A 24,873-nucleotide genomic window follows, 5' to 3' on the forward strand; every position below is an offset into this window, starting at 1 on the left:
TTACTCGAAGCCGGGTTCTTATACACCTTCCTGTTCCTTGCGGTAACACCGGGTAACACTGTTACCGCAGCGTTACACCCGTTGGGGATAACCGCGCTTTTGGCGGTTGTCCTCAAATCGCGCCGAGACGATTCGGAGTTGGTTGGGGGCTTCAAGGTGAAGGCGGAGAGGGGGGAGTTGTGCCAAGGGGCTGGGCGACCGGGAAGTGGCCGCCCGAGGGGCTGGGAGTTAACCAGAGGCTCCCTAGTTGCTTTTCTTGCGGGGGATGCCCAGGCGCTGGCGACGCTCCCACAGTGATTTGCGGCTGATGCCCAGTTTCTGAGCCAGTTCGGTCTCGCTCATGCGGTCCTGGTTCTCCAGTACGAAATGCTGGAAGTAGTCCTCCAGCGACAGATCGTTGGAGCCGTCGTTGTCCTGGGCCTGCTCGTTGTTGCCTTCCACCAGGCTCTCGGGGATGTTGACGTCTTCGCCTTCGGTCTCCAGGTCGAGCATGGCGGGGGAGATCAGGTCGCCATCCACCAGGATGCACGCCCGTTCGATGGCGTTTTCAAGTTCCCGCACGTTTCCGGGCCAGCGATGGCGCTGTAGCAGACGCATGGCTTCCGGGCTGAGGTTGAGGTTGGGGTTGCCCAACCTCTCGCTCTGGCGCTTGAGGAACTTGCGGGCCAGTCCAAGTACATCGGCCTGGCGCTCCCGCAGCGGTGGGATGCGAATCTGCACCACGTTCAGCCGATAATAGAGGTCTTCCCGGAATTCACCGGTGCGGGTCATCGCCTTGAGGTTGCGATGGGTGGCCGCAATCATGCGGACATTGACCTTGCGGCTCTGGGTGGAGCCGACCTTGCGAATCTCGCTCTCCTGCAACACCCGCAGCAAGCGGGCCTGGGCCTCGGCGGGCAGTTCGCCAATTTCGTCGAGGAACAGGCTGCCACCGTCCGCCGCCTCGATCAGCCCGGTGCGGGCAGACACCGCCCCGGTGAAGGCGCCCTTTTCGTGACCGAACAGCTCCGATTCAATCAGGCTTTCGGGAATGGCGGCGCAGTTGACCGAAATCAGCGGTTTTGACGCCCGGGGGCTGAGCAGGTGCAGGGCGCGGGCGGCCAGCTCCTTACCGGTACCGGATTCGCCATTCACCAGCACCGTGGTTTCGGTGGGCGCGACTTTGCGGATCAGGCGGAAGACCTGCTGCATGGCATCGCACTCGCCGTACATGATGCTGGAGGGGTCGTCCTCCGAGGCACCGGGTACCGGGGCGTCGTCGGCTTCCGTCTCGGCTGGAGCCTGGCGACGCTGGCTGAGGATGGCTTCCACAGCGGCCAGCATTTCATCGTGATCAAAAGGTTTGGCAATGTACTCCACCGCCCCCAGCTTCATCGAATCCACCGCGGAGCGCAGGCTGGCGTAGCTGGTCATGATCAGCACCGGCACGCTGGGGGCGCGATTGATCAGCTCGGTGCCGGGGGCGCCTGGCAGTCGCAGGTCGGAAATGATCAGATCAAACTGCTGCAGATTGTTGTCGCGCTCGGCTTCGTCCACCGAGCCGGCGTCAGCGACATCGTAGCCGGCATGCAGCAGCAGCTTGCGCAGCGCCGAGCGGATGATCTCTTCGTCTTCAACAATCAGGATACGGGGCATATCAGTTTTTTGACCTTTCGTTCCGGCTCGTCGGGGCGGTGTCGTTCTCGGCGTCGGCCTCGTAGGCGGGCAGTCTCAGGCGCACACAGGTGCCCCTCTCATCGGCGACGGGACTGTCGACCTGAATGTTGCCGTAGTGTTCTTCCACGATGCTGTACACCAGAGACAGTCCCAGGCCGGTTCCCTGGTTCGGGCCCTTGGTGGTGTAAAAGGGTTCGAAGATGTGATCCAGTTGATCCGCCGGAATACCGCTCCCTTCATCAGTGACCTCGATGATAGCGGAGTAGCCTTCCAGGTTTCCACCAATGCGGATGGTGCCGCCTTCCGGCGAGGCATCGCGGGCATTGGCCAGCAGGTTGACGAACACCTGCACCAGCCGCTGTTCATCCCCCAGCACCACCAGGTCGTCCGGGCAGTCGTTGAGGTAGCGGATGCCGCGCCCCTTGTCGCTGAGGGACAGCAGGTTGATGGACTCCTCCACGCAGCGGCGAATAACCGCCGGTTCGTATCGATTGGCCTGGGCGTGGTTGCCGGTACGGGCAAAGTTCATCAGTGACTGCAGGATGGTGGATATACGCCGGGTCTGTTGCTGGATCTGGTCGGCGGTGTGGAGAATATCCGGATCGTCGGTTTCCAACTTCAGGTTCTGCGCCAGCGACGAGATGCCGGTAACCGGGTTGCCTACCTCGTGGGCGACACCGGCCGCCAGTCGTCCCACCGACGCCAGCCGTTCGCTGTGCATCAGCTCATCTTCCAGCAGTCGGGTCTCGGTCTGGTCTTCCACCAGGATGATGCTGCCGCCTTCGGGGTGATCGGGGCCGCTGAGGGCGGCACGGTGCAGATTCAGCCAGTGGGGACGGCCGCGCAGATCCAGGCGGTGCTTGTAGCGGTGCAGGTCCGGGCCGTTGACGAAATCTTCCAGCAGGGTGTACCAGTGCTCTGGCAGCGCCAGCAGGCGCCCACCGACCACGTCGTCGGCGGCGATGCCGGTAAGTTGTTCCATGGCGTGGTTCCACATCAGCACCTCGCCGTCGTCACCCACTGAGCAGGCCGGAATGGGCAGGTTCTGCAGGGTCTGGCGATAGTGGCGGCGGAGATTGTCCAGCTCGGCGGCAAGCCCGGTTAGCTGGCTCTGGTAGTCGCCCAACGCCCGTTCCATATAGTGGATGTCCTGAGGGCCGCCATCGCTGGCCAGGGGCTTGAAGCCCAGACTGCGTTTGACCAGATCCCGGGACACCGTCGGCCCCAGCAGGCCGGACAGGTTGACCTCGATCTGGTCCCGCAGCCGCCGTAGCTGGTAGGGCCGGTATTCCACCGCGGGCAGTTTGAGCTGACTGATGGCGCGATCCACCTCGCGCTGGGCCACGTCCGACCCTAATGGCTCGGTCAGCTGCTGGACAAACTCCGTGGATGAGCCGGCCAGCAGCTCCCGCCGTTGTGGCCGTGACAGCGCGCCCCAGGAGCAGGCCTGGGCGGCGCTGGTCTCTTCGCTGTTGGGACGGGTGAGCATGGACACCAGGGCAAAGGTGGTGATGTTCAGGGTCAGGCTGAGGAAGATGAAGATATGCCAGTTGCTGTAGTCCGGCACCAGCGGTGCTCCCAGCTCGGCGAGGGGATTGGCGGCGTTGGAGAACGGCAGCACCAGCGTCAGCCCCCACACCGTCATGCCCACCAGCAGTCCGGCGATCAGCCCGCGGCGGTTGCCCTCCGGCCAGTAGATCACCCCCAGCGCGCCCGGCAGCAACTGCAGTACCCCGGACAACGACAGCATGCCGAGGATCGCCAGATCCAGGTTCTTGCCGAGGGTTTCGTGGAACAGCAGGGCGGTGAGAATGATTAGCCCCACGAGGATGCGTTTGACCCAGCGCAGCCAGCGGTAGATGTCACCGTGATCGGTGGGCGTGCGCAGGGGCAGTACGGTGTGGTTCAGCAGCATGCCGGCCAGGGCGAGGGTGCTGACGATCATCAGCCCGCTGGCGGCGGAAAGCCCGGCGATGTACATCAGCAGGGTCAGCGCCGGGCTGTCCAGGGCCTGGGCCAGTCCGATCACCAGATAGCTGGGGGGCGAGCTGGCGCCCAGCGCCTGGCCGGCCCAGAGGATGACCGGCACCGGCAGCCCCAGCAGCAACAGGTACAGCGGCAGGCCCCAGCTCGCCTTGGCCAGGGCCCGGGGGCTGGGGTTCTCGCTGAAGGTCATGTGGTACATGTGGGGCAGCACCAGCGCGGCGGCAAACGACATCAGCATCAGCGCCCGCCAACTGCCATCGTCGACGCTGAGTTTCATATAGCCGACCTGGGGTTGGTGGCTTGCCAGCCACTGCTCCAGACCATCCAGGCCGCCAAACACCGTGGTGAGGGCAACGCCGCCCAGTACCAGCAGGGCCACCACCTTGACCAGGGAATCGAAGGCGATCGCCGCCACCAGGCCGCGGTGACTCTCCGATCCCTGATCCCGCTGGGCGCCAAACAGCACCGCAAACAACAGCACAATCAGGCTGAACAGCACCGCAATCATCTGCGGCGAGGTGTCCGGCGCCAGCAGCGCGGCGGATTCCGCCACCGCTTTGATCTGCATGCTGAGCAGCGACAGGATGGCGACGCCCGAGCACAGGGTGGCGAGGGTGCCGGCAAACTGACTGCGGTAGCGGAACGCGAACAGGTCCGCCAGTGACGTCAGCTGGTAGGCCCGGGCAATCCGCAGGATCGGGTTGAGCAGCACCGGTGCCAGCAGGAAGGCGCCGCTGATGCCCAGATAGTAGGCCAGGAAGCCGTAGCCGGTTTCCGCCGCCACGCCAAGAGCGCCATAGACCGCCCAGATTCCGGCGTAGACCCCCAGGCTGAGGATGTACACCACCGGGTGCTGCAGCCAGGCGCGAAACATGGCGCCGCGCTCGGTCAGGTGGGCGATGCTGAACAACAGAGAAAGATAGAGAAAGCTGCAGGTGAGCAGCGTGGTCAGACTAAAACTCATTGGGGTCCCGTCGCCATTCCAGCCAGAAGCCCACGGCAATCAGACCACCCCACAACAGGTAGGGGGTGTACCAGGCATTCCCGGGGGCAATCCACCAGTCGAGGATGTTGGGGGAGAATATGTAGATGGCCAGTACCAGCAGGAAGACCAGTCGGTAGATATACATCGGTACAGCGTCCCGAATGTGATGACAGCCTGCGTTTATACCATGTCGGTTGCGGCGGTGTCAGGGCTGGCCGCTCAGGCCCGGGTGGTCAGTCGTGGCGCTGTGGTGGCGTTGGGTGCTGTTCACACTGGGAGTGTCGCGGTAGGCGGTCGGGCTGCCAGTGCGCCCTGGCCCAGTCCAGTACCGTGGTCACAGTGCCTTTGGCCAGGTTGGCTGGTGGTTGCTGGCCCAGGGCGGTCAGCGCCCGCACCAGGTTATCCGTCGGCTGGCGGTCGTCCAGGGCCGGCGCGTGGGTCTGTTTGCTGAGCTTCTGACCGGCCTGGTTGAGTATCACCGGAATGTGAAACCAGCTGGGCCAGGACGCGTCCAGGGCCTGATAGAGCTGCTGCTGGTGGCCGGTGGTGGCGAGCAGGTCGGAGCCGCGGACGATGTCGGTGACGCCCTGGTCAATGTCGTCCACCACCACCGCCAACTGGTAGGCGTAGAAGCCTTCCTTGCGCTGGATCACCGGGTCTTCCAGTTCGGCGCGCACGGTCAACTGCTGATGACCGAGCAGCCGGTCCTGCCACTCAGCCACCGCATCGCGCAGGGCGAAGCGAACGGCGAAAGGGGTGCCGGCGGGGATGGCTTCGCGGTGCCGGCAGCGCTCGCTGTGATGGCCGTCATTGGCCTGCAGCTCCTTGCGGGAACAGGGGCAGCGATAGGCCTGGCCGGTTGCCAGCAGGCGTTCGATGACCGCCTGATAGGCGTCGTGGCGTTGGGACTGAAAACGAATGGGAGTGGCGGTATGGAGTTGATGGGCGTCGAGAGAGGTCAGGATACGATCGACCGCCTCCTGGCTTTCCCGCAATGGGTCCAGATCTTCAATCCGTACCAGCCAGGTGCCCTGATGGCGGTCGGCTTCCAGAAAGCTGGCCAGAGCCGTGACCAGGGAGCCGAAATGCAGCGGACCCGTCGGAGATGGCGCAAAGCGCCCGCAGTAGTGGGGTGACGTCATGAGATGCAGGCGCGCCGGCGGCAGGGGACCGGCGCGCGGGAGTCGGGATCAGATACCGGTCTGGCGCTCGCGGATTTCCGCCAGGGTTTTGCAGTCGATACACAAGGTGGCGGTTGGTCGTGCTTCCAAACGGCGAATGCCGATTTCAACGCCGCACTGGTCGCAGAAGCCGTAATCGTCCTTGTCGATGCGATCGATGGTCTGGTCGATTTTCTTGATCAGCTTGCGTTCGCGGTCACGGGTGCGCAGCTCCAGGCTGAATTCCTCTTCCTGGGTGGCACGGTCGCTCGGGTCCGCGTAGTTGGCGGCGTCTTCCTGCATGTGGTGCATGGTGCGGTCGACCTCTTCCATCAGCTCCTGCTTCCACTGCAGCAGTAGATCGCGGAAGTGCTCGAGCATCTCGGCACTCATGTACTCTTCACCCTTCTTCATTTCATAAGGGGTGAAGTCGGTGAACTTCTCGTGCGGTCTTTCAGCAGTATTTGCCATGTAACCCGGCCTCTTTCATGTACTTCACAATAACGCGCTGACGTCCTCCGTGGAGCGTCGCAGCGCGGTCATCCTGAAACGCGAATTTGCGGAAAATAGCAGATAACCCCCGGGGGCGCCAGCCTTGTGATCAGGGCCTGTGCGTTGGCGCGATCCCGCCGCTGCCGTATCATGCGGGCCTTTTCCGCGAATCATTTCGGAGCATAGCATGCAATTCCCGTCGCCGTTGATTGAGGGGCGCCTGATCCGGCGTTACAAACGCTTTTTGGCAGATGTGCTACTGCCGGATGGCAGTGAAGTGATCGCCCATTGTCCCAACACCGGTTCCATGCTGGGCTGCCAGCCGGATCATGCCCGGGTTTGGTTAACATCCAGTGACAACCCCAAACGCAAGCTCAAGTACACCTGGGAACTGGTGGAAACTGCCCCGGGGCAGCTTGCCTGCATCAATACCGCTCGTCCCAACGCCCAGGCCCGGGAGACGGTGGAAGCGGGGCGCATCGAGGCGCTGGCGGGCTACGCCCACTGCCGCAGTGAAGTGCGCTACGGCGCTGAGAACAGTCGTATCGACCTGCATCTGTCCGGCCATGCCGAGCTGGCGGATGCCTGGGTGGAGGTCAAGAACGTGACCCTTTGCGAGGATGGCCGCGGGCTGTTCCCGGATGCGGTGACCACCCGCGGCCAGAAGCACCTGCGGGAACTGATGGCGCAGGTGGAGGCCGGTGAGCGGGCCGTGCTGCTGTTTTGCGTCAATCACTCCGGCATCACCGAAGTTCGCCCGGCGGACCGGATCGATCCGGCCTACGGCGCCCTGCTGCGGGAAGCGGTAGCGAGAGGGGTGGAAGTGCTGGCCTGGCAGGCGAATCTGGCCGTTGCTGGCGAGGTCAGTGGCCGCCTTGACCTGGTCCGGCCGGTGCCGGTCAGTCTGGCACCCTGACCAGAATCTGGCCGCGACTTTCCCGCACCTCCAGCGGGCTCAGGGCATCGCCCTGGCACGGGCCGGCAATGCAGTGTCCGCGATCGGGGGTGAACAGCGCGCCGTGGGTGGCGCACTGGATAAAGTCGCCGTCGGCATCCAGGAACCGGCCGGGCATCCAGTTCAGCTCGATGCCAAGGTGAGGGCAGCGGTTGGCGTAGGCCACCAATTGGTCCCGGTGGAACATCACAAAGCCCGGGGTATCGTCGACGGTGAACTCGACAGCTTGCCGGTCCGTCAGCGCGTCGCGCTCGCAGACCGGGTGCCAGGTGGTGGAGGCGTTCACTTACCGGTATTGCACCGCATGCGGGTGCCATGGTTCAGCGACATAACGATCTCATCAGCGTGCAGCGCCAGCGGGAAGTAGCATCCGGAAATCTTGGCACCGGCAATGCTGGCGCCTTCCAGTTGGGCCTCACGGAAGTCGACGCCACGAATGTCCGCGCCGCGGAAGTAGGCGTGGCTGAAATCCAGGCCACTGGCGTCCAGACCCCGCAGATCCAGACCGCGGAAGTCGCCATGGGAAAAACTGGGCAGGCTGTCCCGCTTGGCCTTGGCCTCGTTGAACGCCTTCATATTCTCGTTGCGGAGGATCTCGTACAGCGGATCGTCGATATGGCGGATTGCGTCGGTGTCCATCGTTTTACTCCTTCCCGGGCGCGGGTGCCGCGCCGACTGGTAACAGTGTAGCCCAGTGCGGGCCAGGCCATGGCCGGGCCAGCGTGCGCAGGGCGTTACTCCGGCAGCCCCAGGTGCTGGCGGATACAGTCGGCCAACGCTTCGGCCGCCTGGGGCTGGTCGGTGTGGACGTGGACAGTGTGGCGCTTCTCGTCCGTGGTCAGCGGTTCCCACCAGTCCTTCTGGGCATCCAGCAGGGATTCGGTGGCCTCAGAGGCGTCGCCCTTGCGTTCACGAATCCAGGCCCGCCGTTTCTCTTCAGGCGCTTCGCAGTGCAGCAGCGCGAACGGCACGCTGTGACTTTCGGCTACGTCGGCGATCAGTGTCCGCTCGCTGACCCGCAGGTTGGCGGCATCGACAATGACCGGCAGACCGGCTTCCAGCAGCTGGCCGGCCAGTTCCGCCAGGCGCTGGTAGGTGCGTTCGGTCGCTTCCGGCGTGTACAGGTTACCGCCCTGGGGCGACCTGCTCTGGTCCAGTGGCCCCAGGCCGAACAGGCGCTTGCGCTCCACATCGGAACGCAGCCGTACCAGTCCCAGCTCCCGGGCCATGGCGGCACTGACGCAGGTCTTGCCGCTGGCAGACAGACCGCTGGTGGCCAGCAGGTAATGGTTGGGAATGCCGCTGTAGCTTTCTGCCAGTTCGGCGTAATCGCGATAGCGCTGGTGCAGGCCGGCTTTCTCGGTGTCGGTCAGGGCCGGGTTGCCGAGGGTGAACAGGGCAATCTTGGCGCGAACGAGCGCGCGGTAGGCTTTGTATAGCGGCAGCAAGGTCAGCGCCTGGAAGTCGCCGCGGTACTCCAGGTAGGTGTTCAGCACCTCATTGGCCAGGGCGTACTCGCGACGGGACTCCAGGTCCATCAGCAGGAACGCCAGGTCGTTGATGACATCGATCCAGCGGAATGGCTCGTTGAATTCGATGCCGTCGAAGACCGTGACCTGGTCATTGAACACTGTGATATTGGCCAGGTGGAGGTCACCGTGGCACTCCCGGACAAAACCGCCGGCACGGCGTTGGGCAATCAGCTCGCGGTGGCGCTCGAACGTGGTGCGGGTCCAGGCCTCGAGGTTGTCGAGCTGGTCAAGCAGGGGCTGATCCGACAACAGCGGACGAATCTGGTCAAAGTTCTCCTGCATGGCGGCATAAACCGCCTCCGGCGTGCCCAGGGGCTTGTCGTCGGCGACCGCCGGCAGCTGGTCGTGGAAGCTGGCGACCTGGCGGGCGAGAGTGGTCAACAGCGCCGCTGGCAGGTCGCCCCGTTCCTGGCGGGCGTCGAACAGTTCGCTCTGGCTGAACTGGCGCATGCGAATGGCATACTCGATGGCCTCGCCGCTGCCGCCCAGCTGGGGCGCGTCCGGAGTGCCGGTGATCGGCAGCACATCGACGTAGAGCTCGCTGGCAAGGCGGCTGTTGAGACGCAACTCTTCCTCACAGAAATGCCGCCGACGGTCCAGGGTCGAGAAATCCAGGAAGCCGAAGTCCATCGGCTTCTTGATCTTGTAGGCGTAGTCGCCGGTCAGCAGCACCCAGGAAATGTGGGTTTCCAGCACTTCGAAGCTGTCTACCGGGTGGTCAAACAGGTCCGGGTTCTGCAAAGCCTGGATCAACTGGTCTGGGGATGTCTCGGTCACGACCGCTCCTTGGAGTTCTGTTTTTTGTGGCTCTCTATCATAACGGGCGCATTACAGAAATAACACAGAGCGGCCCTGCCAAGCCCGCGCTGGCTGTGGGTATAATCCGGACATGAAAAAGTCTGCGCCCGCCAAGAAGAAATCTCGCAAATCCCCCAAGAAATCCCCCGTTGCCCGCAAACGCTGGTTCTGGCCACTGGTCCTGCGATTGACTCTGGTTGGTGCCGTGCTGCTGGCTGGCTGGCTGGTGTACCTGGATGCCGTTGTCACCGAGCGCTTCGAGGGCCGTCGTTTCGAGGTGCCGTCGCGGGTCTATGCCCGTCCTCTGGAGCTGTATGATGGCGCCAGCATCAGCCGCAGCGCGCTTGAGCGTGAGCTGGCGCTGGCGGGTTATCGTCAGGGCGATGGTCAGCGCGTCGGTACCTATCAGCGTTCCGGCCAGAACTATGTGATCAGCACCCGGGGCTTTGAATTCAGCGACGGTGATGAACCCCGGCGGCGGCTGGCGTTCCGGATTGCTGGCGACCGGGTGCAGGGGCTGCGAACCCTGTCCGGGCCGTCCTCGCCCATCGTGCGGCTGGAGCCCGCGCAGATCGGTGGCATCTATCCGGCCCACCGGGAAGATCGGGTGCTGATCCAGCTCAGTGACCTGCCGCCATTGTTTGAGCAAACCCTACTGGCGGTGGAAGACCGGGATTTTTACGACCACTTTGGCGTTGCGCCGTTGTCCATTGCCCGCGCCATGTGGGTGAACCTGCGTGCCGGCCGGGTGGTGCAGGGCGGCAGCACGCTGACCCAGCAGCTGATCAAGAATTTCTACCTGACCCGCGAGCAGACCCTGGTGCGCAAAGGTAATGAGGCGCTGATGGCGATTCTGCTGGAGCTGCATTACGACAAACGCGACATTCTTGAAACCTACCTCAACGAGGTTTACCTGGGGCAGGCCGGGGTACGCAGCATTCATGGCTTTGGCCTGGCCAGCCAGTTTTACTTCGGTGAGTCACTGGCGGATTTGAGGGCGCACCAGGTGGCCCTGCTGGTGGGCATGGTAAAGGGACCGAGTTACTACAACCCCCGTCGGCACCCGGAACGGGCCCGGCAGCGACGCAACCTGGTGCTTGATGTGCTGGTGCAGCAGGGCCTGTTGAGTGAAGAGGCCGCTGCGGATGCCAAGGCGCGGCCGCTGGGTGTTACTTCAAAGCCCTCGTTCTCGGAGAACCGCTACCCGGCCTACATCGATCTGGTACGCCGTCACCTAGCGCGGGACTATCGCGACGAAGACCTGCAGAGCGAAGGCCTGCGAATCTTCACCACCCTGGATCCGGCGATTCAGGATTCGGCGGAACGTTCGGTACGGGAAACCCTGAAGGAACTGGATGGCCGTGGTGGCGACGGCAAGCTGGAATCGGCGATGGTGGTCACCAACCGCAACAGCGGTGAGGTGCTGGCGCTGGTGGGTGGTCGTGATCCGCGCTTTGCCGGTTTCAACCGGGCGCTGGATGCCCGTCGTCCCATCGGTTCGCTGATCAAACCCTTCGTCTATCTGGCGGCTTTGCAGCAGCCAGAGCGTTACACCCTGATCTCCCCGGTGCAGGACAAGAGCTTTGCACTGGTGTTCGATGACGGCCAGCGCTGGGAACCGCGCAACTACGATCGCAAGGAGCGTGGTGAGGTGCCGCTGCACCTGGCGCTGTCCCGTTCCTACAATCTGCCCACGGTGCGGGTGGGACTGGACGTTGGTGTGGAATCCGTCACTGATATTTTGCAGGACCTGGGGGTGACTGAATCGATCTCCCAGTACCCGTCGATGCTGCTTGGCGCGGTGTCGATGACCCCGGTGACCGTGGCCCAGACCTATCAGGGGCTGGCAACTGGTGGTTTCAATACCCCACTGCGCACCATTCGTCAGGTTACCGACGCCGGGGGGGAGGCACTTAGCCGCTACAACCTGGCGGTGGACCAGGTGCTGGACCCGGCGGCCACCCACCTGGTGCAGTACGCCATGCAGGAAACCATGCAGGAAGGCACTGGTCGCTCGGCCTATCGCTGGTTGCCCCGGGAGCTCACGCTGGCGGGCAAGACGGGCACCACCGATGACGGTCGCGACAGCTGGTTTGCCGGTTTCAGTGGTGACCTGCTGGCGGTGAGCTGGGTGGGGCGTGATGACAACGGTGCCACCTCGTTGACCGGCGCCTCCGGGGCCTTGCCGGTGTGGTCTGAATTCATGTCGCAGGTGCCACAGCACGGCTTTCAGCCGGTAGTCCCGGATGGCGTCCAGTATCACTGGGTGAACGCGGAGACGGGTGCGCTGACCGCGGAGTCCTGCGACAATGCGCGACTGATTCCATTCATCGCTGGTAGCGAGCCCGAGCGGCAGGATGACTGTGCCGGCAGTCTGTCCAACCGTCTGCGGGGCTGGTTTGAAGGACTGTTTCAATGATCCCCAAGCACCTGACATCCAAACACCCGACCCTTAAGCGCCTGATGCTGGGCAGCGCCTTTGGCAGTGCGCTGCTGCTGGCCGGCTGTGCCACCGGACCGGGTGGTTCTTCCATCTACGTGCCGGCGGCGCCGCCACCGGATTATGATCGCTCCGAGCCTGCCGACGCATCCTCGACGTCCAGCCAGGATTCGGCGACACCGGCCCGGCCAAGCTCCGCCCGGGAGGCAACGCCCCGTGAAACGGACCCGGCACCACGTTACCGTGATGAGGGGGATGCCCTGTCCGGCGCGGCGGCCAGCCTGATCGCGCGCGCCGACAGTCTGCTGGCCCAGGGCCGGACACAGGCGGCGATTGGCCAGTTGGAGCGGGCACAACGCATTTCGCCGCGTTCGGCGGAGGTCTATTTCAAACTGTCCGAGGCTTATGTGACGGCCAATAACCTGGGGGCGGCGGAACAGTTTACGCTGAAGGGGCTATCTCTGGCGGGTCGCAATGCCGGACTGCAGCGCTCCGGCTGGTTGCTGCTTGCTGACATTCGCCGCGCTCGCGGGAATGTGGCGGGTGCGGATCAGGCCGAAGCCAGGGCGGCGGCCCTGTAAGGACGGGGCGTTACGGTGTGGTCAGCATCGCCACGCCCCGGGAACTCGAGCGTGGCGACGTGGGTTGGATCACAGCGTGGCGAATACCCGCTCGGCAGCTTGCAGGGTGTGAGCGATGTCGTCGTCTGACAGTGCCGCACTGACGAAGCTGGCTTCAAACGCTGACGGCGCCAGGTAGACACCTTCTTTCAGCATGCCCTGGAAGAAGGTACCGAAGCGTTCCACATCGCAGGCCATGACCTGATCAAAGGTGGAGACCTGCTCCGCGTCGGTGAAGAAGAAGCCAAACATGCCGCCTGCACCTTGCACCGCGAGCGGAACGCCGGCCTTGTCGGCCGCGGCCTTCAGGCCCTGCTGCAGAGTCTCGGCCTTGCGGCTGAGGTCATCGTGGAAGCCCGGCTCGGAGATCAGGTTGAGACTGGTCAGCCCGGCGACCATCGCCAACGGGTTGCCCGACAGAGTGCCGGCCTGGTACACCGGTCCCAGAGGCGAGATATGTTCCATGATGGCGCGCTTGCCGCCGAAGGCACCGACGGGCAGGCCGCCGCCGATGACCTTGCCCAGGGCGGTGAGGTCCGGGGTCACGCCGTAGTGGGCCTGAGCACCACCCAGGGCAACCCGGAACCCGGTCATCACCTCATCGAAGATCAGCACCGTACCGCTGGCGTCACACACTTCCCGCAGGCACTCCAGGAACCCCGGTACCGGGGGGATGCAGTTCATGTTACCGGCTACTGGCTCAACGATGATGGCGGCAATCTGGTCACCCATCTTCGCGAAGGTGTCCCGAACGCCGTCGATGTCGTTGTAGGACAGTGTCAGGGTGTGCTCGGCGAGACTGGCGGGAACGCCTGGGGAGTTGGGTTCGCCGAGGGTCAGGGCGCCGGAGCCGGCTTTTACCAGCAGGGAGTCGACATGGCCGTGGTAACAACCTTCAAATTTGACGATCTTGTCGCGACCAGTGTAGCCGCGGGCAAGGCGGATGGCGCTCATGGTGGCCTCGGTGCCTGAATTCACCATTCGCACCATGTCGATGGAGGGCACCAGCTCGCATACCTTGCGGGCCATGTCGGTTTCAATCGCAGTGGGGGCGCCGTAGCCGACCCCCAGATCGATCTGCCGGTGCAGGGCCTCCTTGATGCTGGGGTTGGAGTGGCCGACGATCATGGGCCCCCAGGATCCGATGTAATCGATGTAGCGGCGGTCGTCCTCGTCGTAGAGGTAGGCCCCCTCGGCGCGTTTGAAGAACAGCGGGGTGCCGCCAACGCCGCGGAAAGCCCGGACCGGCGAGTTCACGCCACCGGGAATGTATTTCTGGGCCTGTTCGAACAGGGTTTCAGACTGGGTCATGCTGTGGAGCTCCGTGACGGCTACTGAAAGTGATGGGTTAAAAAGGTTACGGGTGAAAAGGGTAGAGCGGATGATGGTCAGCGAACAAGCGGCTGAATTGTCGTGCGCGCAGTTCGACATCACCGGGGGCGAACAATCCGCCCACCACCGCCAGCAGGTCTGCGCCGCTGGTGATAAGGTCGGCACCGTTGTGGACCGTAATGCCGCCAATCGCGGTGGTGGGGCGGCCGAACTGCCGGGCCTGGGCCAGTACCTGGCGGTTTGCCGGGGGCGCACCGGGCTTGGTGGCCGACTGGAAGAAGCGGCCGAAGGCGAGGTAGTCAGCGCCCTGGTCATGGGCCAGTCTGGCCAGTTCGAGATCGCCGTGACAGGTAATGCCAATGAGGGCGTCTTCCCCCAGCAGGTTGCGGGCGTCGGTCAGGGTCTGGTCGCTCTGGCCCAGGTGAACGCCGGCGGCCCCCACTCGTTTGGCCAGCTGCGGATCGTCATTGATGATCAGCGGCACCCCGGCTTCGCCACACAGGCCTTGGAGTCGGCTGGCCTGGTCCAGCCGCACGCTGTCCGGGGAGCGTTTGTCGCGATACTGCACCAGCACCGCACCACCGCGGAGGGCGGCGGTGACTGCGGCAACCAGTTGGTCGGCGGGGATCAGCTGTTCGTCGGTGATGGCGTAGAGCCCGGGCCGCAGCCCTTTGCTAAAAGCCGGATTCATGGGGCAATCCGCACCGACCGGTCGGGTACCGGCTGGCCCTGGCCGACCGCCAGCGCCTGATTGATGGCCGCGGAGACGAAGCGCTGGGCCTGCTCGATGGCGGCCTCCCGACTCAGCCCGGCCGCCCGGCCAGCGGCGATGGCGGCGGCGAGGGTGCAGCCAGTGCCATGGTATTCCCCGCCACGACGGGGGATCTGCCAGGCCCGGGGCGCCTGGTCCTCGCAGTAGAGTGTGTTGGTAATGTCCTCTTCCTGACCATGACCGCCGGTGGCCAGTACCGCCTGACAGCCGCCGCTGAGCAGGTTGGCCGCAGCCTGATCCGGCTGTTCCGAGTCCCCCAGCAGGGCCAGTTCGATGCCGTTAGGGGTGATCAGGTCGGCGCGGGCAAACAGCGCCTGTTTCATTGACTCGATCAGCGCCTGGTCGGCCAGGTCGCCACCGCCGGCGGCCTTGATCACCGGATCGACAATCAGCGGGATGTCGGGTTTGTCAGCGAGGAAATCCAGCAGCGTCTCAACGATGGCCGCATTCCCCAGGGCGCCGGTTTTGATGGCGTGGAACGGGGTGTCCTGGGCCAGGCAGTCGAGTTGCTGGCGAACCAGGTCGGCCTCAATGGCGCTGGCGCCGTAGACGTTGCGGGTGTCCTGAACGGTCAGGCAGGCCAGTACCGGCAGTGGATGGGCGCCAAGGGCCGTAATCGCCTGGATGTCGGCCTGGATACCGGCGCCGCCGGAGGGGTCCAGCCCTGACAGCACCAGGACCTGGGGGCGATGTTTGAGTTCGATGACGTTGCCTCCTAGAAGGGTTTGACGGTGGCGAGGATGACGACAGCCAGCAGTACCAGCACCGGCAGTTCGTTGAACCAGCGGTAGAATACGTGACTGCGGGTGTTCTGATCATCGCGGAAAACCTTGACCAGGTGACCGCAGTAGAAATGGTAGCCTACCAGTAGCAGAATCAGCGTGAGCTTGGCGTGCAGCCAGCCCTGGCTGAGATAACCGGCCGGGTTGAAGCTGATCAGCCACAGGCCAAAGCCCAGGGTTGCGATCATCGACGGCGTGGTGATGCCGCGATAGAGCTTTCGTTCCATGATCTTGAAGCGTTCCCGCCCCGGAGCATCCTCACAGGCAGCGTGATAGACAAACAGCCGTGGCAGGTAAAAAATGCCGGCGAACCAGCACACCATGGCAATCAGGTGAAAGGCCTTGACCCACAACATCCGTTAACTCCGTCGATACTGGTAGTAGCTTTCGATCTCGGACTTCAGCACCACGCCGTAGATCCGCTGGATCATCGGGGCAACGTGGCGCTGAACGTACAGTGCTTCGGCGTTGCTGGCGTGAAACACCTGCAGCGCCTCCTCGAGCGTGGCCTGATATTGTACCGCAGCAAGGTCGCGTCGGTTGGCGGGAATGTCCATCAGGTCAATGGATTCCGGCAGCGGCTTGTCGGTTTCCCGGCTCTCTTCGGTGACATCCTCCAGGTAACGTGCGAGGTCCACCGCCGGTAACAGCGCGCCGGGGCCCTGGCTGCCGTCCACGATCAGCCACTTGTGCTCCGCTTTCAGCACCCGTTTGCAGTCGTCCAGGGGCAGGTGACGCTGGACCCGGGCGAAACTGCGGTCCATGATGGCGCCCACGGATACCCGTCGCAAGGCCTGGATGATCGGAGAGTTCTGATAGCTCAGGCCCTGGCTCTTGAGAATGGTCAGGAACAGCGACTTCTGCCCGAACACCTCGCTGGTCACCATGCTGGCAGTGGTGATGATCAGCATCGCCGGCAGGATGATGTGGGGGTTGAGGGTCAGCTCCAACAGGGCCATCAGTGCGGCCAGTGGCGCCTGCAGTACCGCCCCCATCATTGCGCCCATACCCAGCATGGCGTAGAAGCCGACCGATGAGGCGTACTCCGGCGCGATGGCGGCACCGACCAGCCCCATGGCGCCGCCGAGGGTAGCGCCCATGAAAATGGTTGGGCCAATCACCCCGCTGGGCATGCCCAGCCCCAGGGTGACCGCCGTAACCACCAGCTTGGCCAGCGCCACGCCCAGCAGCAGCCAGAACGGCAACTGGTTGTGGATGGTGGCGCTGACGGTGTCGTAACCGATACCCATCACCTCCGGTACCAACAGGGCAAACGGCACCATCAGTACGCCGGCAGCAATGATGCGCAGCAGCACCGGGCGCTGGTGGAAACGACCGGTGTAGTCGAGCAGGAAAGTGAAAGCGGCAGCGGCGATGCCAATGATGACGGCCACCGCCAGAATCCAGGGAATCTCCAGCAGCGAGTTCATGGTCAGGGCCGGCACACTGAACGCCGGCTCGTCGCCATACACGGCCCGGGTGACCACTGCCGCCGTCACCGACGACAGGATGATCGGGGTGAAGCCGGCGATGGTGTACTCCATCATCACCACTTCCATGGCAAAGATCACGCCGGCGATCGGGGTGTTGAAGGACGCCGAGATCGCCGCCGCACAGCCACAGGCGACGAGGGTTCGGATGCTGTTGTTGGGCAGGCGCATCCACTGGCCCAGCAGACTGGAGAACGCCGCGCCGAGGTGGACTGCCGGTCCTTCCCGTCCCGCCGACTGGCCGGTAATGACCGTGCCAACCCCGCAGACAAACTGCACCACCGCACTGCGAAACGACAGATACCCCTGGTGGTAATTGAGTCGCTCCATGACGTGGACGATGCCCACCTTGCGGTCCTGAATGCCCAGTCGGTGGAGGAACAGCCCCAGGGCCACGGCGCCGGCCAGCGGCAGCAAGCCACGGGTGATCAGATCCAGATTCTCGAACGCTTCGGAGTCATGACCGGGCAGGAAATACTCCAGCGGCAGCTCAATCGCCAGCCGGAACAGCAGGATCACCACCCCCGTCACCAGACCGGACAGCAGCCCCAGCAGAGCCAGCTGGGGCAGGGCGTCAACGCCGGACAGCCGGCGCCGGAACAGGGGGAACAGTCGTTCGCTGATCTGGTGCTTGAGGTCGCGCATGGTGATCGTCTATCCGGATTGACAGTGGTGGCAGGTTTGCCCGCTTCCCGGGCTCCTTAATTGTAAAGGAGCGGGGGCGCCCTGCAATAAGACTCGGGATTATCGTGTTAGAATAGCCGGCCAAATCCACCCCCGCGCCTGGCGTGGGGATTTGCAGCGGGAGAGTTCGGTGATCAAGGTAGGTATTGTCGGAGGAACCGGTTACACCGGTGTCGAGTTGTTGCGCATTCTGGCGGTGCACCCCGAAGTGGAGGTGCGCTGTATCACATCCCGGTCTGAGGCCGGCATGGCGGTGGCCGATCTCTACCCCAACCTCCGAGGACACTTCGACCTGAACTTTACCGCCCCGGACCTGGACACACTGGCTGAGTGCGATCTGGTGTTTTTTGCCACGCCCCATGGTGTGGCCATGCGCATGGCGCCGGAACTGATCGCTCGGGGCACCCGGGTGGTGGACCTGTCTGCCGATTTCCGGCTCAAGGATCTGGATGTCTGGGCCACCTGGTACGGCATGCCCCACGAGAGCCCGGAGTGGGCCGAGAAAGCCGTCTATGGTCTGCCGGAAGTGGCTCGCGACGCCATTCGCGAAGCCGAACTGGTCGCCAATCCCGGCTGCTACCCCACCGCCGTTCAGCTGGGGCTGCTGCCGTTGCTGGAGCAGAGGCTGGTCAAGACTGACCGCATTATCGCCGATGCCAAGTCCGGTGCCAGTGGGGCCGGTCGCCAGGGCAAGATCGGCATGCTCCACGGTGAGATTGGTGAGAGCTTCAAGGCCTACGGCGCGTCCGGTCATCGTCACTTGCCGGAGATCCGTCAGGGCCTGGTTGCCGCCGCTGGCGACGCCTCCCTGGGGGTCACCTTTGTGCCACATCTGCTGCCGATGATCCGTGGGATCGAGGCAACCCTGTACGCCGAGCTGAACGATCCGGCGGATTTTGATCGTTTGCAGGCGGTGTTTGAGGACCGCTACCGTGACGAGCCATTTGTCGATGTCCTGCCGTTTGGCAGTCATCCTGAGACTCGCAGCGTGCGGGGCGCCAACCACTGCCGGATGGCCCTGCACCGGCAGGAAGACAGCGCGACAGTGATCGTGTCGTCAGTGATCGACAACCTGGTCAAAGGCGCTGCCGGTCAGGCCGTTCAGAACATGAACGTGATGTTCGGGCTGCAGGAAGACCTGGGTCTGCAAGCGCCAGCCTTGCTGCCCTGAGGCCTGGTGTGAGCGACAGCCGCAGTCCCAGTGAAGAATATGTGATGGTGCGCCGGCGGCCAGGCCGCCGGCTTCGCCGTACCGCAATCCTGCTGCTGTTTTCGGTGGCCTGCGCTGCTGGCGGTTATTTCCTGGGCCTGTCCCAGACCGGCACCCAGCTCACGTCGGTGGTGGACACCCGTGACCATTTGCTGGATCAGCTGGAATCGCTGCAGCAGGAGCGGTTGGCGTCGGAACAGCAACTGATCAATTTGGAGCGGGGGCGCAGCATTGATGAAGCGGCGCTGAGCCAGGCCCGCCACACCATCGCCCGACTGGAAAGCCGGGTGGCGGAGCTGGAAGCGGACCTGACCTTCTACCGCAACATCATGGCGCCCTCGGAAGTGGCCGAGGGGCTGCAGGTGGATCGACTGAACCTGCACACCACCCGTCAGGACGGGCGTTACGGATTCAAACTGGTGCTTACCCAGGTGGGTGACAACAGCAGCTATATCGGTGGTATTGTTGCCGTCAACGTGATCGGACTGCGTGATGGCGAAAAGGAAGTGATTGCCCTGCGGGATCTGTCCGAAGAGATCACCGACCTGGGGGTCAAGTTCCGGTTCCGATACTTCCAGGACGTGGAAGGGTTCCTGACCGTACCCGACAGTTTTCAGCCCCTTGAAGTTCAGGTGGTGGCCCAGGCCCAGGGGAGCAAGTCGTCCCAGGCCGAGCGCACCTTTGATTGGGGGCAGCTAACGGAGAAATGACATGCTAGGAAAGAAAAAACAGCAGCCACGTCGGCCCGCCGCCGGGCAGTTCGATACGCTGATTTCCGCCAAGACGGCGATTGAAGGCAACCTGAAGTTTTCCGGTGGCCTGCACGTTGATGGCAAGGTGCGCGGCAAGATTTCGGCCGAAGAGGGTGGTTCTGCCGTGCTCCGGGTTTCCGAAGTCGGTGAAGTCGACGGCGACATTGTGGCCCCTCACGTCATCATCAATGGCACCGTGCATGGGGATGTGTACGCCTCGGAGCATCTGGAGCTGGCGGCGAAGGCCTCAATCAACGGCAACGTGTACTACAACCTGATTGAGATGGCGATGGGGGCGACGGTGAACGGTAACTTGGTGAACCAGCGTGAGCCGGTCGGCCTGCTGGGACAGCAAAACCGTGCTGAGGATTCGTCAGCGGTCAGTGAAGACGACGATGCCCGCGCCGATGTGGAATAATTGACTGCTTTGGTCGGGAATACGATAATTGAGCCTGGCCTTCTGGCTGGGCCAGTTTGGTCAGCCGCCCCAACCCATCCTTGACTCGTGTATCGGAGGCGAACTTGAGTGTAGTGCAGGAACAAATGCCGACACCGCTGTTCTTCAGTGACAATGCCGTTGCCAAGGTGCGGGAGTTGGTTGAAGAGGAAGAGAACTCGGATCTGAAACTCCGGGTCTTCGTGACCGGTGGTGGCTGCTCTGGCTTCCAGTACGGTTTCTCATTTGATGAGAACCAGGAGGAAGACGATACCGTCATCGAGCGTGGCGGCATGGTGCTGCTGGTGGACCCGATGAGTTACCAGTACCTGGTCGGCGCGACGGTGGACTACCAGGAGGGGCTGCAGGGCTCCCAGTTTGTGGTCCAGAACCCCAACGCCAGCTCCACCTGCGGCTGCGGTTCGTCCTTCTCGATCTGATACCCGGCGGAGCGGTTCTCTGGACGGCTCCGTTGTTCCCGCTTTTCCCCACTGCGTTTCATCGACAAGACCCTTTTCAGGGGTAGTAAACCGCACCCAGCAGTCTTGGTCCCCTGGCGCCGGTGACTTCCGGCAGGTTGCCTGGCAACCGGTTAATGGTCTGGCGGGCGAGCCAGGCGAATGCTGTCGCCTCTACCCACTGCGGGTCCAGCCCCAGTTCCTCCGTTGAACAGACCTTGAAAGGGGTGCAGGCCCGGCGAAGTTCCTGCAGCAGCACCCGATTGCGAACACCCCCGCCACAGACGTAAATTTTCAGGTCGGGGCATTCCGGCAACTGTTTGGTAATAGAGATGACCGTCAACTCCAGCAGGGTGCGCTGGACATCGACTGCCTCGATGCCCGGATGGCGGGCCAGGGCGGTGCGAATCCAGTCGAGATTGAACTTCTCCTTGCCGGTGCTCTTGGGCGCTGGAAGGGCGAAGTAGGCATCTGACAGTAAGTCGCTCAACAAGGCCTGGTGTACGCGACCTTCGGCGGCCCAGTGGCCGTCAGCGTCGTAGGGCTTGCCAAGCTGGTCCTGGCACCAGGCATCCATCAGGGCATTGCCCGGGCCGGTATCGAACCCCAGAACGCGTGGCTCCGTCGGGGACAGGCTGCTGATGTTGGCAATGCCGCCAATATTGACGATGCAGCGCTGTTGGCTGGGGTGGCCGAAAAACGATTGATGGAAGGCTGGCACCAGTGGCGCACCTTCGCCGCCAGCGGCCATGTCCCGGCGGCGGAAGTCCGCCACCGTGGCAATGCCGGTGTGCTCGGCAATCAGGTTTGGGTCGCCCAATTGCATGGAGAAAGGGGCTTCCCCGCGGGGCTGATGGCGAATGGTCTGGCCATGGCTGCCAATGGCGACCACATCCAGCCCGCGGGCATTGGGATGCCGTAACACGCCGGCGGCGGTTTCCGCGAACAGTCGGCCCACCTGATGGTCGAGGTGGCCGACATCATCCGGCGTGCCCTGGTTCTGACTGACCCGCTGCAGGTGGCGACGTAGGTCATCCGGGTAGGGCAGGGTGTGGGTGGCGTGAAGTTTGATCCGGTCAGCGCTGAACGACACCAGCGCGGCGTCAATGCCGTCCATGCTGGTGCCGGACATCAGGCCAACGTAGGCCGGCCCCATGGCTTACTCGCCCCGGGCCAGGGTCATGCCAGACGTGCTCTGGAAGGTATCGAGCTGGGCCAGCAGCCCCTGCGTGGCGGCGGAGAAGCGTTGACGCTCGTCGCCGGGGATGGGCTCGGCATCGGGCAGCGGCACGGTCACCGGATTGCGGGGCGCGCCGTTAACCCGGAACTCGTAGTGCAGATGCGGGCCGGTAGCCAGGCCAGAGGAGCCGACATAACCGATCACCTGACCCTGGGTCACTCGCTGTCCGGAGCGGATACCGCGGGCAAAGCCACGCATGTGAGCGTACAGGGTGGTGATGTTGTTGCCGTGCTGAAGTACCACCGCATTGCCGAAGCCGCCCTTGCGACCGGCGTGGATCACCTTGCCGTCGCCTGCCGCCTTGATCGGCGTGCCCGGGCTGGCGGCGTAGTCGGTGCCTTTATGGGCACGGATGCGATGCAGCACCGGATGACGGCGGGACAGGTTGAAATGTGAGGATATGCGGGCGAAGTCCACCGGTGTCCGCAGGAAGGCTTTACGCATGCTGCGGCCTTCGGGGGTGTAGTAGGCGCTGACACCGTCTTCGTCGGTATAGAGTACCGCCTTGAACTCGCGATCCTGGTTGTTGAAGCTGGCCGCCAGGATGCGACCGTTGTCGATTTTCTCACCGTCCAGGAACAGCTCCTCGTACACCACGCTGAAGCGATCGCCTTTGCGGATGTCGAGGACGAAATCAATGTCCCAGCCGAAGATCCCCGCCAGTTCCATGGTGAGCTTGTCGGTCAGGCCGGCAGATTGGCCGGCACCAAACAGGGAACTGTCGATCTCGGCTTCGGCGTAGGTAATGCGGGCCTCTGGCTCGCGCACCACTTTCTCACCCACGAAGCCGTCGTCGGTAAGGTCGATCTGCAGGGTCTCCAGACGGCTGCGCTCGAGCTGGATCTGTACCAGGTCGCCGTCGTCGTTGCTGGCGAAGCCGATGGTTTCTCCGGCGTAAAGATGTTGCAGCGCGTCCGCCTCGCCCTCACCGTGAATCACCGACAGCATTAGGCCGTCGTTATAGCCGGCCTTCTTGAACAGACTGGAGAGGGTGTCGCCGCTGCGGATGTCGAAGCGGGACCAGGTCAGTTGTGGCTCCGCCGGTACATCAACCGCGGTGGCTGTGGCTTCGGTGGGCGCGGTTGCAGACAGCGCTGCCGGCACCGACTGAGCATTGGCACTGGCGGCGGCGTTGTCAGTTGCCGCCGGTTGCATGGGGGTGGCCTTGCCGGATTCGATATCCAGGGCAACGGACATCCGTTTGGCCTCAACGTCGGAGCTGGGGCTCAGGACCATCGCAGTAGTGACCACCGCGGTAATGACGACCGCGGCAGCGAGATGGGTTTTGGGAAACTTGTTCAGCACGGGGTAAACCTTTGGTCGTTGACGGGCGGAGTGTTCACCGCTTTCGTTATCAGGCGCAATGTGATGAGATAAATGCGCAATTCAGCAGCCTACTGTGGACCGGAATAGAGCGGACCCGATCAGTCGGAGTCAGCAATAGGCTGGTGGATTGGGCAGTGAGAACATCAGCTTGTACTACCTAATTAAAGTTTTCACGCAAGTATAGTTCAACAGATTACCGTAGAAAAACCGTCCCGGATAGCGTCAGGCCTGGCCTCCGCCGGGTGTCGGGCGCGGATTTTCCTCTCCCCCGTTGCTATAATGGCCGCTTTTATTTGGCGACCGTCCAGACGATAGGTGCTTGGGCGGCTGGTTAAACTTTGTTCAGGTGGCACTGTAGCAAGGGTCGCGGTAAGCCGCAGCTTTGTTTTGTTGAACTCTGTAACCTTCCATTTCCATTTTTTGTGTTGGGGATATCTGTTCATGGCATCGATCGACGACGCGCTGGCTCTCATTAAACGAGGCGTGGACGAACTGCTCCCGGAAGAGGAGCTGATCACTAAGCTTAAAGAAGGGCGGCCTTTGCGCATCAAGGCCGGGTTTGATCCCACTGCGCCGGATCTGCACCTGGGGCACACGGTGCTGATCAACAAGCTGCGGCAGTTCCAGGACCTGGGGCATGAAGTGATCTTCCTGATTGGTGACTTCACCGGCATGATCGGTGATCCCAGTGGCAAGAGCGCGACCCGTCCGCCGCTGACCGAAGAGCAGGTGGCGGTCAATGCCATTACCTATAAAGAGCAGGTGTTCAAAATTCTCGACCCGGAGAAAACCCGGGTAGCGTTCAACTCCGAGTGGATGAGCAAGCTGACGGCGGCGGACATGATTCGGCTGGCGGGCCAGTACACCGTCGCCCGGATGCTGGAGCGTGATGATTTCAGTAAGCGTTACGAGGCTGAGCAGTCCATCGCGATTCACGAGTTCCTCTACCCGTTGATTCAGGGTTACGACTCAGTGGCGCTGGAAGCGGATGTTGAGCTCGGTGGTACCGACCAGAAGTTCAACCTGCTGATGGGGCGGGTGCTGCAGAAAGCACACGATCAGCCGGCCCAGGTGATCCTGACCATGCCCATCCTGGAAGGTTTGGATGGGGTTCAGAAAATGTCGAAGTCGCTGGGCAACTACATCGGTGTCAACGACTCCCCGGGTGAAATGTACACCAAGCTGCTGTCCATTCCCGATCAGCTGCTGTGGCGCTACTTTGAGCTGCTGAGTTTCCGCCCGATGGAAGAAGTGGCGGAGTACCGCGAAGCGGTTGCCGCAGGTGCCAACCCTCAGGACTACAAGAAGGTACTGGCGGAAGAGATCATTACCCGCTTCCATGATGAAGAGGCAGCGGCGACGGCGCACAAGTCCGCAGGCAACCGGGTTGCCTTGGGTGAGATTCCGGAGAACGTCCCGACGGTCGAAGTATCCCTGGACGGCCAGGACGCTCTGCCGGTGGCGGCGGTTCTGCGTCTGGCGGGGCTGGTCAAGAACGGTGCGGCGGCCCGCGATGTGTTGGGGCGTGGCGCGGTGTACATTAATGGCGAGCAATTGGAAGGCGGCAAGGACTTTGTGCTGGGCGAGGACTGCGTGATCCAGGCAGGCAAGAAGAAGATTGCCCGGGTTCTGGTCAAGGAGTGAACGGAAAACAAGGTTTTTGAGATTTCTTCAAAAACCTTGTTGACGGCCACCGAGAAGTCTGTAGAATGCGCATCTCTTTCGAGGGGCAAGCCGGTCAGGCGGGCTCGGAATCGAAAGGCAACC

At 63.0% G+C, this 24,873-nt stretch carries 23 protein-coding genes; 8 read left to right on the top strand and 15 right to left on the bottom strand.

Going from position 1 to position 24,873, the window contains the following annotated elements; translation table 11 throughout:
- Positions 1-243: 243 nt before the first annotated feature.
- From MLD24_RS19020 to dksA, 5 genes are all read right to left on the bottom strand, one after another.
- A complete protein-coding gene (locus MLD24_RS19020; protein ID WP_227172574.1) occupies positions 244-1,635 on the bottom strand; it encodes a sigma-54-dependent transcriptional regulator in 1,392 nt (463 codons plus the stop codon).
- A 1-nt stretch (position 1,636) separates the two neighbouring features.
- Complete coding sequence (locus MLD24_RS19025) at positions 1,637-4,606, bottom strand: ATP-binding protein (protein WP_227172573.1); 2,970 nt, start codon at positions 4,604-4,606, stop codon at positions 1,637-1,639.
- Positions 4,596-4,772, bottom strand: a complete 177-nt coding sequence (locus MLD24_RS19030) for a hypothetical protein (protein WP_248168659.1) — start codon at positions 4,770-4,772, stop codon at positions 4,596-4,598. The genes MLD24_RS19025 and MLD24_RS19030 overlap by 11 nt, the downstream gene beginning before the upstream one ends.
- Before the next feature lie 88 nt (positions 4,773-4,860).
- A complete protein-coding gene (gluQRS, locus tag MLD24_RS19035) occupies positions 4,861-5,769 on the bottom strand; it encodes a tRNA glutamyl-Q(34) synthetase GluQRS (RefSeq protein ID WP_248168660.1) in 909 nt (302 codons plus the stop codon).
- 48 nt (positions 5,770-5,817) lie between these two features.
- Positions 5,818-6,258 carry an RNA polymerase-binding protein DksA gene (gene dksA, locus MLD24_RS19040; RefSeq protein ID WP_227172570.1) on the bottom strand — a complete coding sequence of 147 codons (441 nt, stop codon included), beginning with the start codon at positions 6,256-6,258 and terminating at the stop codon, positions 5,818-5,820.
- A 208-nt stretch (positions 6,259-6,466) separates the two neighbouring features.
- Here dksA and sfsA point away from each other — a divergent pair, with 208 nt between their 5' ends.
- On the top strand, positions 6,467-7,195 hold the full coding sequence (sfsA, locus tag MLD24_RS19045) for a DNA/RNA nuclease SfsA (RefSeq protein ID WP_248168661.1): 729 nt from the start codon (positions 6,467-6,469) through the stop codon (positions 7,193-7,195).
- Here sfsA and MLD24_RS19050 read toward each other — a convergent pair.
- The 3 genes from MLD24_RS19050 to MLD24_RS19060 form a co-directional block, all read right to left on the bottom strand.
- Positions 7,179-7,520, bottom strand: a complete 342-nt coding sequence (locus MLD24_RS19050; protein WP_227172568.1) for a Rieske (2Fe-2S) protein — start codon at positions 7,518-7,520, stop codon at positions 7,179-7,181. The two genes, sfsA and MLD24_RS19050, sit on opposite strands and share 17 nt — an antisense overlap.
- Entirely contained in the window at positions 7,517-7,873 is a 357-nt protein-coding gene (locus MLD24_RS19055; RefSeq protein ID WP_227172567.1) for a pentapeptide repeat-containing protein, read from the bottom strand. The genes MLD24_RS19050 and MLD24_RS19055 overlap by 4 nt, the downstream gene beginning before the upstream one ends.
- 95 nt (positions 7,874-7,968) lie before the next feature.
- On the bottom strand, positions 7,969-9,543 hold the full coding sequence (locus MLD24_RS19060; protein WP_248168662.1) for a bifunctional aminoglycoside phosphotransferase/ATP-binding protein: 1,575 nt from the start codon (positions 9,541-9,543) through the stop codon (positions 7,969-7,971).
- 112 nt (positions 9,544-9,655) lie between these two features.
- On the opposite strand from MLD24_RS19060, the gene mrcB reads away from it, so the two are divergent.
- Both mrcB and MLD24_RS19070 read left to right on the top strand, forming a co-directional pair.
- Positions 9,656-11,983, top strand: coding sequence for a penicillin-binding protein 1B (gene mrcB, locus MLD24_RS19065; RefSeq protein WP_248168663.1), 2,328 nt, complete (start codon positions 9,656-9,658; stop codon positions 11,981-11,983).
- A complete protein-coding gene (locus MLD24_RS19070) occupies positions 11,980-12,585 on the top strand; it encodes a tetratricopeptide repeat protein (RefSeq protein WP_425562298.1) in 606 nt (201 codons plus the stop codon). Before mrcB ends, MLD24_RS19070 begins: the two co-directional genes overlap by 4 nt.
- A 69-nt stretch (positions 12,586-12,654) precedes the next feature.
- On the opposite strand, the gene hemL is transcribed toward MLD24_RS19070, so the two are convergent.
- From hemL to MLD24_RS19095, 5 genes are read right to left on the bottom strand one after another with little or no spacing between them, the layout of a single operon-like run.
- Entirely contained in the window at positions 12,655-13,935 is a 1,281-nt protein-coding gene (hemL, locus tag MLD24_RS19075) for a glutamate-1-semialdehyde 2,1-aminomutase (RefSeq protein ID WP_248168664.1), read from the bottom strand.
- A gap of 46 nt (positions 13,936-13,981) precedes the next feature.
- Positions 13,982-14,647 carry a thiamine phosphate synthase gene (gene thiE / locus MLD24_RS19080; protein ID WP_248168665.1) on the bottom strand — a complete coding sequence of 222 codons (666 nt, stop codon included), beginning with the start codon at positions 14,645-14,647 and terminating at the stop codon, positions 13,982-13,984.
- Positions 14,644-15,402, bottom strand: a complete 759-nt coding sequence (gene thiD / locus MLD24_RS19085; RefSeq protein WP_248168666.1) for a bifunctional hydroxymethylpyrimidine kinase/phosphomethylpyrimidine kinase — start codon at positions 15,400-15,402, stop codon at positions 14,644-14,646. Before thiD ends, thiE begins: the two co-directional genes overlap by 4 nt.
- A 41-nt stretch (positions 15,403-15,443) precedes the next feature.
- The gene (gene hemJ / locus MLD24_RS19090; protein WP_227172560.1) at positions 15,444-15,866 is read right to left on the bottom strand and encodes a protoporphyrinogen oxidase HemJ; all 423 of its coding nucleotides are present in this window, start codon (positions 15,864-15,866) and stop codon (positions 15,444-15,446) included.
- Between the two features lie 3 nt (positions 15,867-15,869).
- On the bottom strand, positions 15,870-17,645 hold the full coding sequence (locus tag MLD24_RS19095) for a chloride channel protein (RefSeq protein ID WP_227172559.1): 1,776 nt from the start codon (positions 17,643-17,645) through the stop codon (positions 15,870-15,872).
- Positions 17,646-17,814: 169 nt separating this feature from the next.
- Between MLD24_RS19095 and argC the strand changes: the two genes are divergently transcribed.
- The 4 genes from argC to erpA all read left to right on the top strand — a co-directional run bounded on the left by argC (position 17,815) and on the right by erpA (position 20,522).
- Positions 17,815-18,855, top strand: a complete 1,041-nt coding sequence (gene argC / locus MLD24_RS19100) for an N-acetyl-gamma-glutamyl-phosphate reductase (protein WP_248168667.1) — start codon at positions 17,815-17,817, stop codon at positions 18,853-18,855.
- Positions 18,856-18,863: 8 nt separating this feature from the next.
- Positions 18,864-19,604 (top strand): DUF6776 family protein, encoded by a 741-nt coding sequence (locus MLD24_RS19105; RefSeq protein WP_248168668.1) that lies wholly within the window; start codon positions 18,864-18,866, stop codon positions 19,602-19,604.
- A 1-nt stretch (position 19,605) separates the two neighbouring features.
- Positions 19,606-20,064, top strand: coding sequence for a bactofilin family protein (locus MLD24_RS19110; RefSeq protein WP_227172556.1), 459 nt, complete (start codon positions 19,606-19,608; stop codon positions 20,062-20,064).
- Between the two features lie 125 nt (positions 20,065-20,189).
- Complete coding sequence (gene erpA / locus MLD24_RS19115; RefSeq protein WP_227176168.1) at positions 20,190-20,522, top strand: iron-sulfur cluster insertion protein ErpA; 333 nt, start codon at positions 20,190-20,192, stop codon at positions 20,520-20,522.
- A gap of 76 nt (positions 20,523-20,598) precedes the next feature.
- Here erpA and MLD24_RS19120 read toward each other — a convergent pair whose 3' ends face one another.
- A complete protein-coding gene (locus tag MLD24_RS19120; protein ID WP_248168669.1) occupies positions 20,599-21,696 on the bottom strand; it encodes an anhydro-N-acetylmuramic acid kinase in 1,098 nt (365 codons plus the stop codon).
- Positions 21,697-21,699: 3 nt separating this feature from the next.
- Entirely contained in the window at positions 21,700-23,085 is a 1,386-nt protein-coding gene (locus MLD24_RS19125) for a peptidoglycan DD-metalloendopeptidase family protein (RefSeq protein WP_248168670.1), read from the bottom strand.
- 462 nt (positions 23,086-23,547) lie between these two features.
- Between MLD24_RS19125 and tyrS the strand changes: the two genes are divergently transcribed.
- Positions 23,548-24,750 (top strand): tyrosine--tRNA ligase, encoded by a 1,203-nt coding sequence (tyrS, locus tag MLD24_RS19130; protein ID WP_248168671.1) that lies wholly within the window; start codon positions 23,548-23,550, stop codon positions 24,748-24,750.
- Positions 24,751-24,873: the final 123 nt, after the last annotated feature.

Origin of the sequence: Marinobacter xestospongiae (genome assembly GCF_023156385.1) — a bacterium.
Lineage (GTDB): Bacteria > Pseudomonadota > Gammaproteobacteria > Pseudomonadales > Oleiphilaceae > Marinobacter > Marinobacter xestospongiae.

What these genes read in the sequence shown, in the direction of transcription:
- MLD24_RS19020 (WP_227172574.1), bottom strand. Translation starts at nt 1,635, where the DNA reads ATGCCCCGTATCCTGATTGTTGAAGACGAAGAGATCATCCGCTCGGCG.
- MLD24_RS19025 (WP_227172573.1), bottom strand. Translation starts at nt 4,606, where the DNA reads ATGAGTTTTAGTCTGACCACGCTGCTCACCTGCAGCTTTCTCTATCTT.
- MLD24_RS19030 (WP_248168659.1), bottom strand. Translation starts at nt 4,772, where the DNA reads ATGTATATCTACCGACTGGTCTTCCTGCTGGTACTGGCCATCTACATA.
- gluQRS (WP_248168660.1), bottom strand. Translation starts at nt 5,769, where the DNA reads ATGACGTCACCCCACTACTGCGGGCGCTTTGCGCCATCTCCGACGGGT.
- dksA (WP_227172570.1), bottom strand. Translation starts at nt 6,258, where the DNA reads ATGGCAAATACTGCTGAAAGACCGCACGAGAAGTTCACCGACTTCACC.
- sfsA (WP_248168661.1), top strand. Translation starts at nt 6,467, where the DNA reads ATGCAATTCCCGTCGCCGTTGATTGAGGGGCGCCTGATCCGGCGTTAC.
- MLD24_RS19055 (WP_227172567.1), bottom strand. Translation starts at nt 7,873, where the DNA reads ATGGACACCGACGCAATCCGCCATATCGACGATCCGCTGTACGAGATC.
- mrcB (WP_248168663.1), top strand. Translation starts at nt 9,656, where the DNA reads ATGAAAAAGTCTGCGCCCGCCAAGAAGAAATCTCGCAAATCCCCCAAG.
- MLD24_RS19070 (WP_425562298.1), top strand. Translation starts at nt 11,980, where the DNA reads ATGATCCCCAAGCACCTGACATCCAAACACCCGACCCTTAAGCGCCTG.
- hemL (WP_248168664.1), bottom strand. Translation starts at nt 13,935, where the DNA reads ATGACCCAGTCTGAAACCCTGTTCGAACAGGCCCAGAAATACATTCCC.
- thiE (WP_248168665.1), bottom strand. Translation starts at nt 14,647, where the DNA reads ATGAATCCGGCTTTTAGCAAAGGGCTGCGGCCCGGGCTCTACGCCATC.
- hemJ (WP_227172560.1), bottom strand. Translation starts at nt 15,866, where the DNA reads ATGTTGTGGGTCAAGGCCTTTCACCTGATTGCCATGGTGTGCTGGTTC.
- MLD24_RS19095 (WP_227172559.1), bottom strand. Translation starts at nt 17,645, where the DNA reads ATGCGCGACCTCAAGCACCAGATCAGCGAACGACTGTTCCCCCTGTTC.
- MLD24_RS19110 (WP_227172556.1), top strand. Translation starts at nt 19,606, where the DNA reads ATGCTAGGAAAGAAAAAACAGCAGCCACGTCGGCCCGCCGCCGGGCAG.
- erpA (WP_227176168.1), top strand. Translation starts at nt 20,190, where the DNA reads ATGCCGACACCGCTGTTCTTCAGTGACAATGCCGTTGCCAAGGTGCGG.
- MLD24_RS19120 (WP_248168669.1), bottom strand. Translation starts at nt 21,696, where the DNA reads ATGGGGCCGGCCTACGTTGGCCTGATGTCCGGCACCAGCATGGACGGC.
- tyrS (WP_248168671.1), top strand. Translation starts at nt 23,548, where the DNA reads ATGGCATCGATCGACGACGCGCTGGCTCTCATTAAACGAGGCGTGGAC.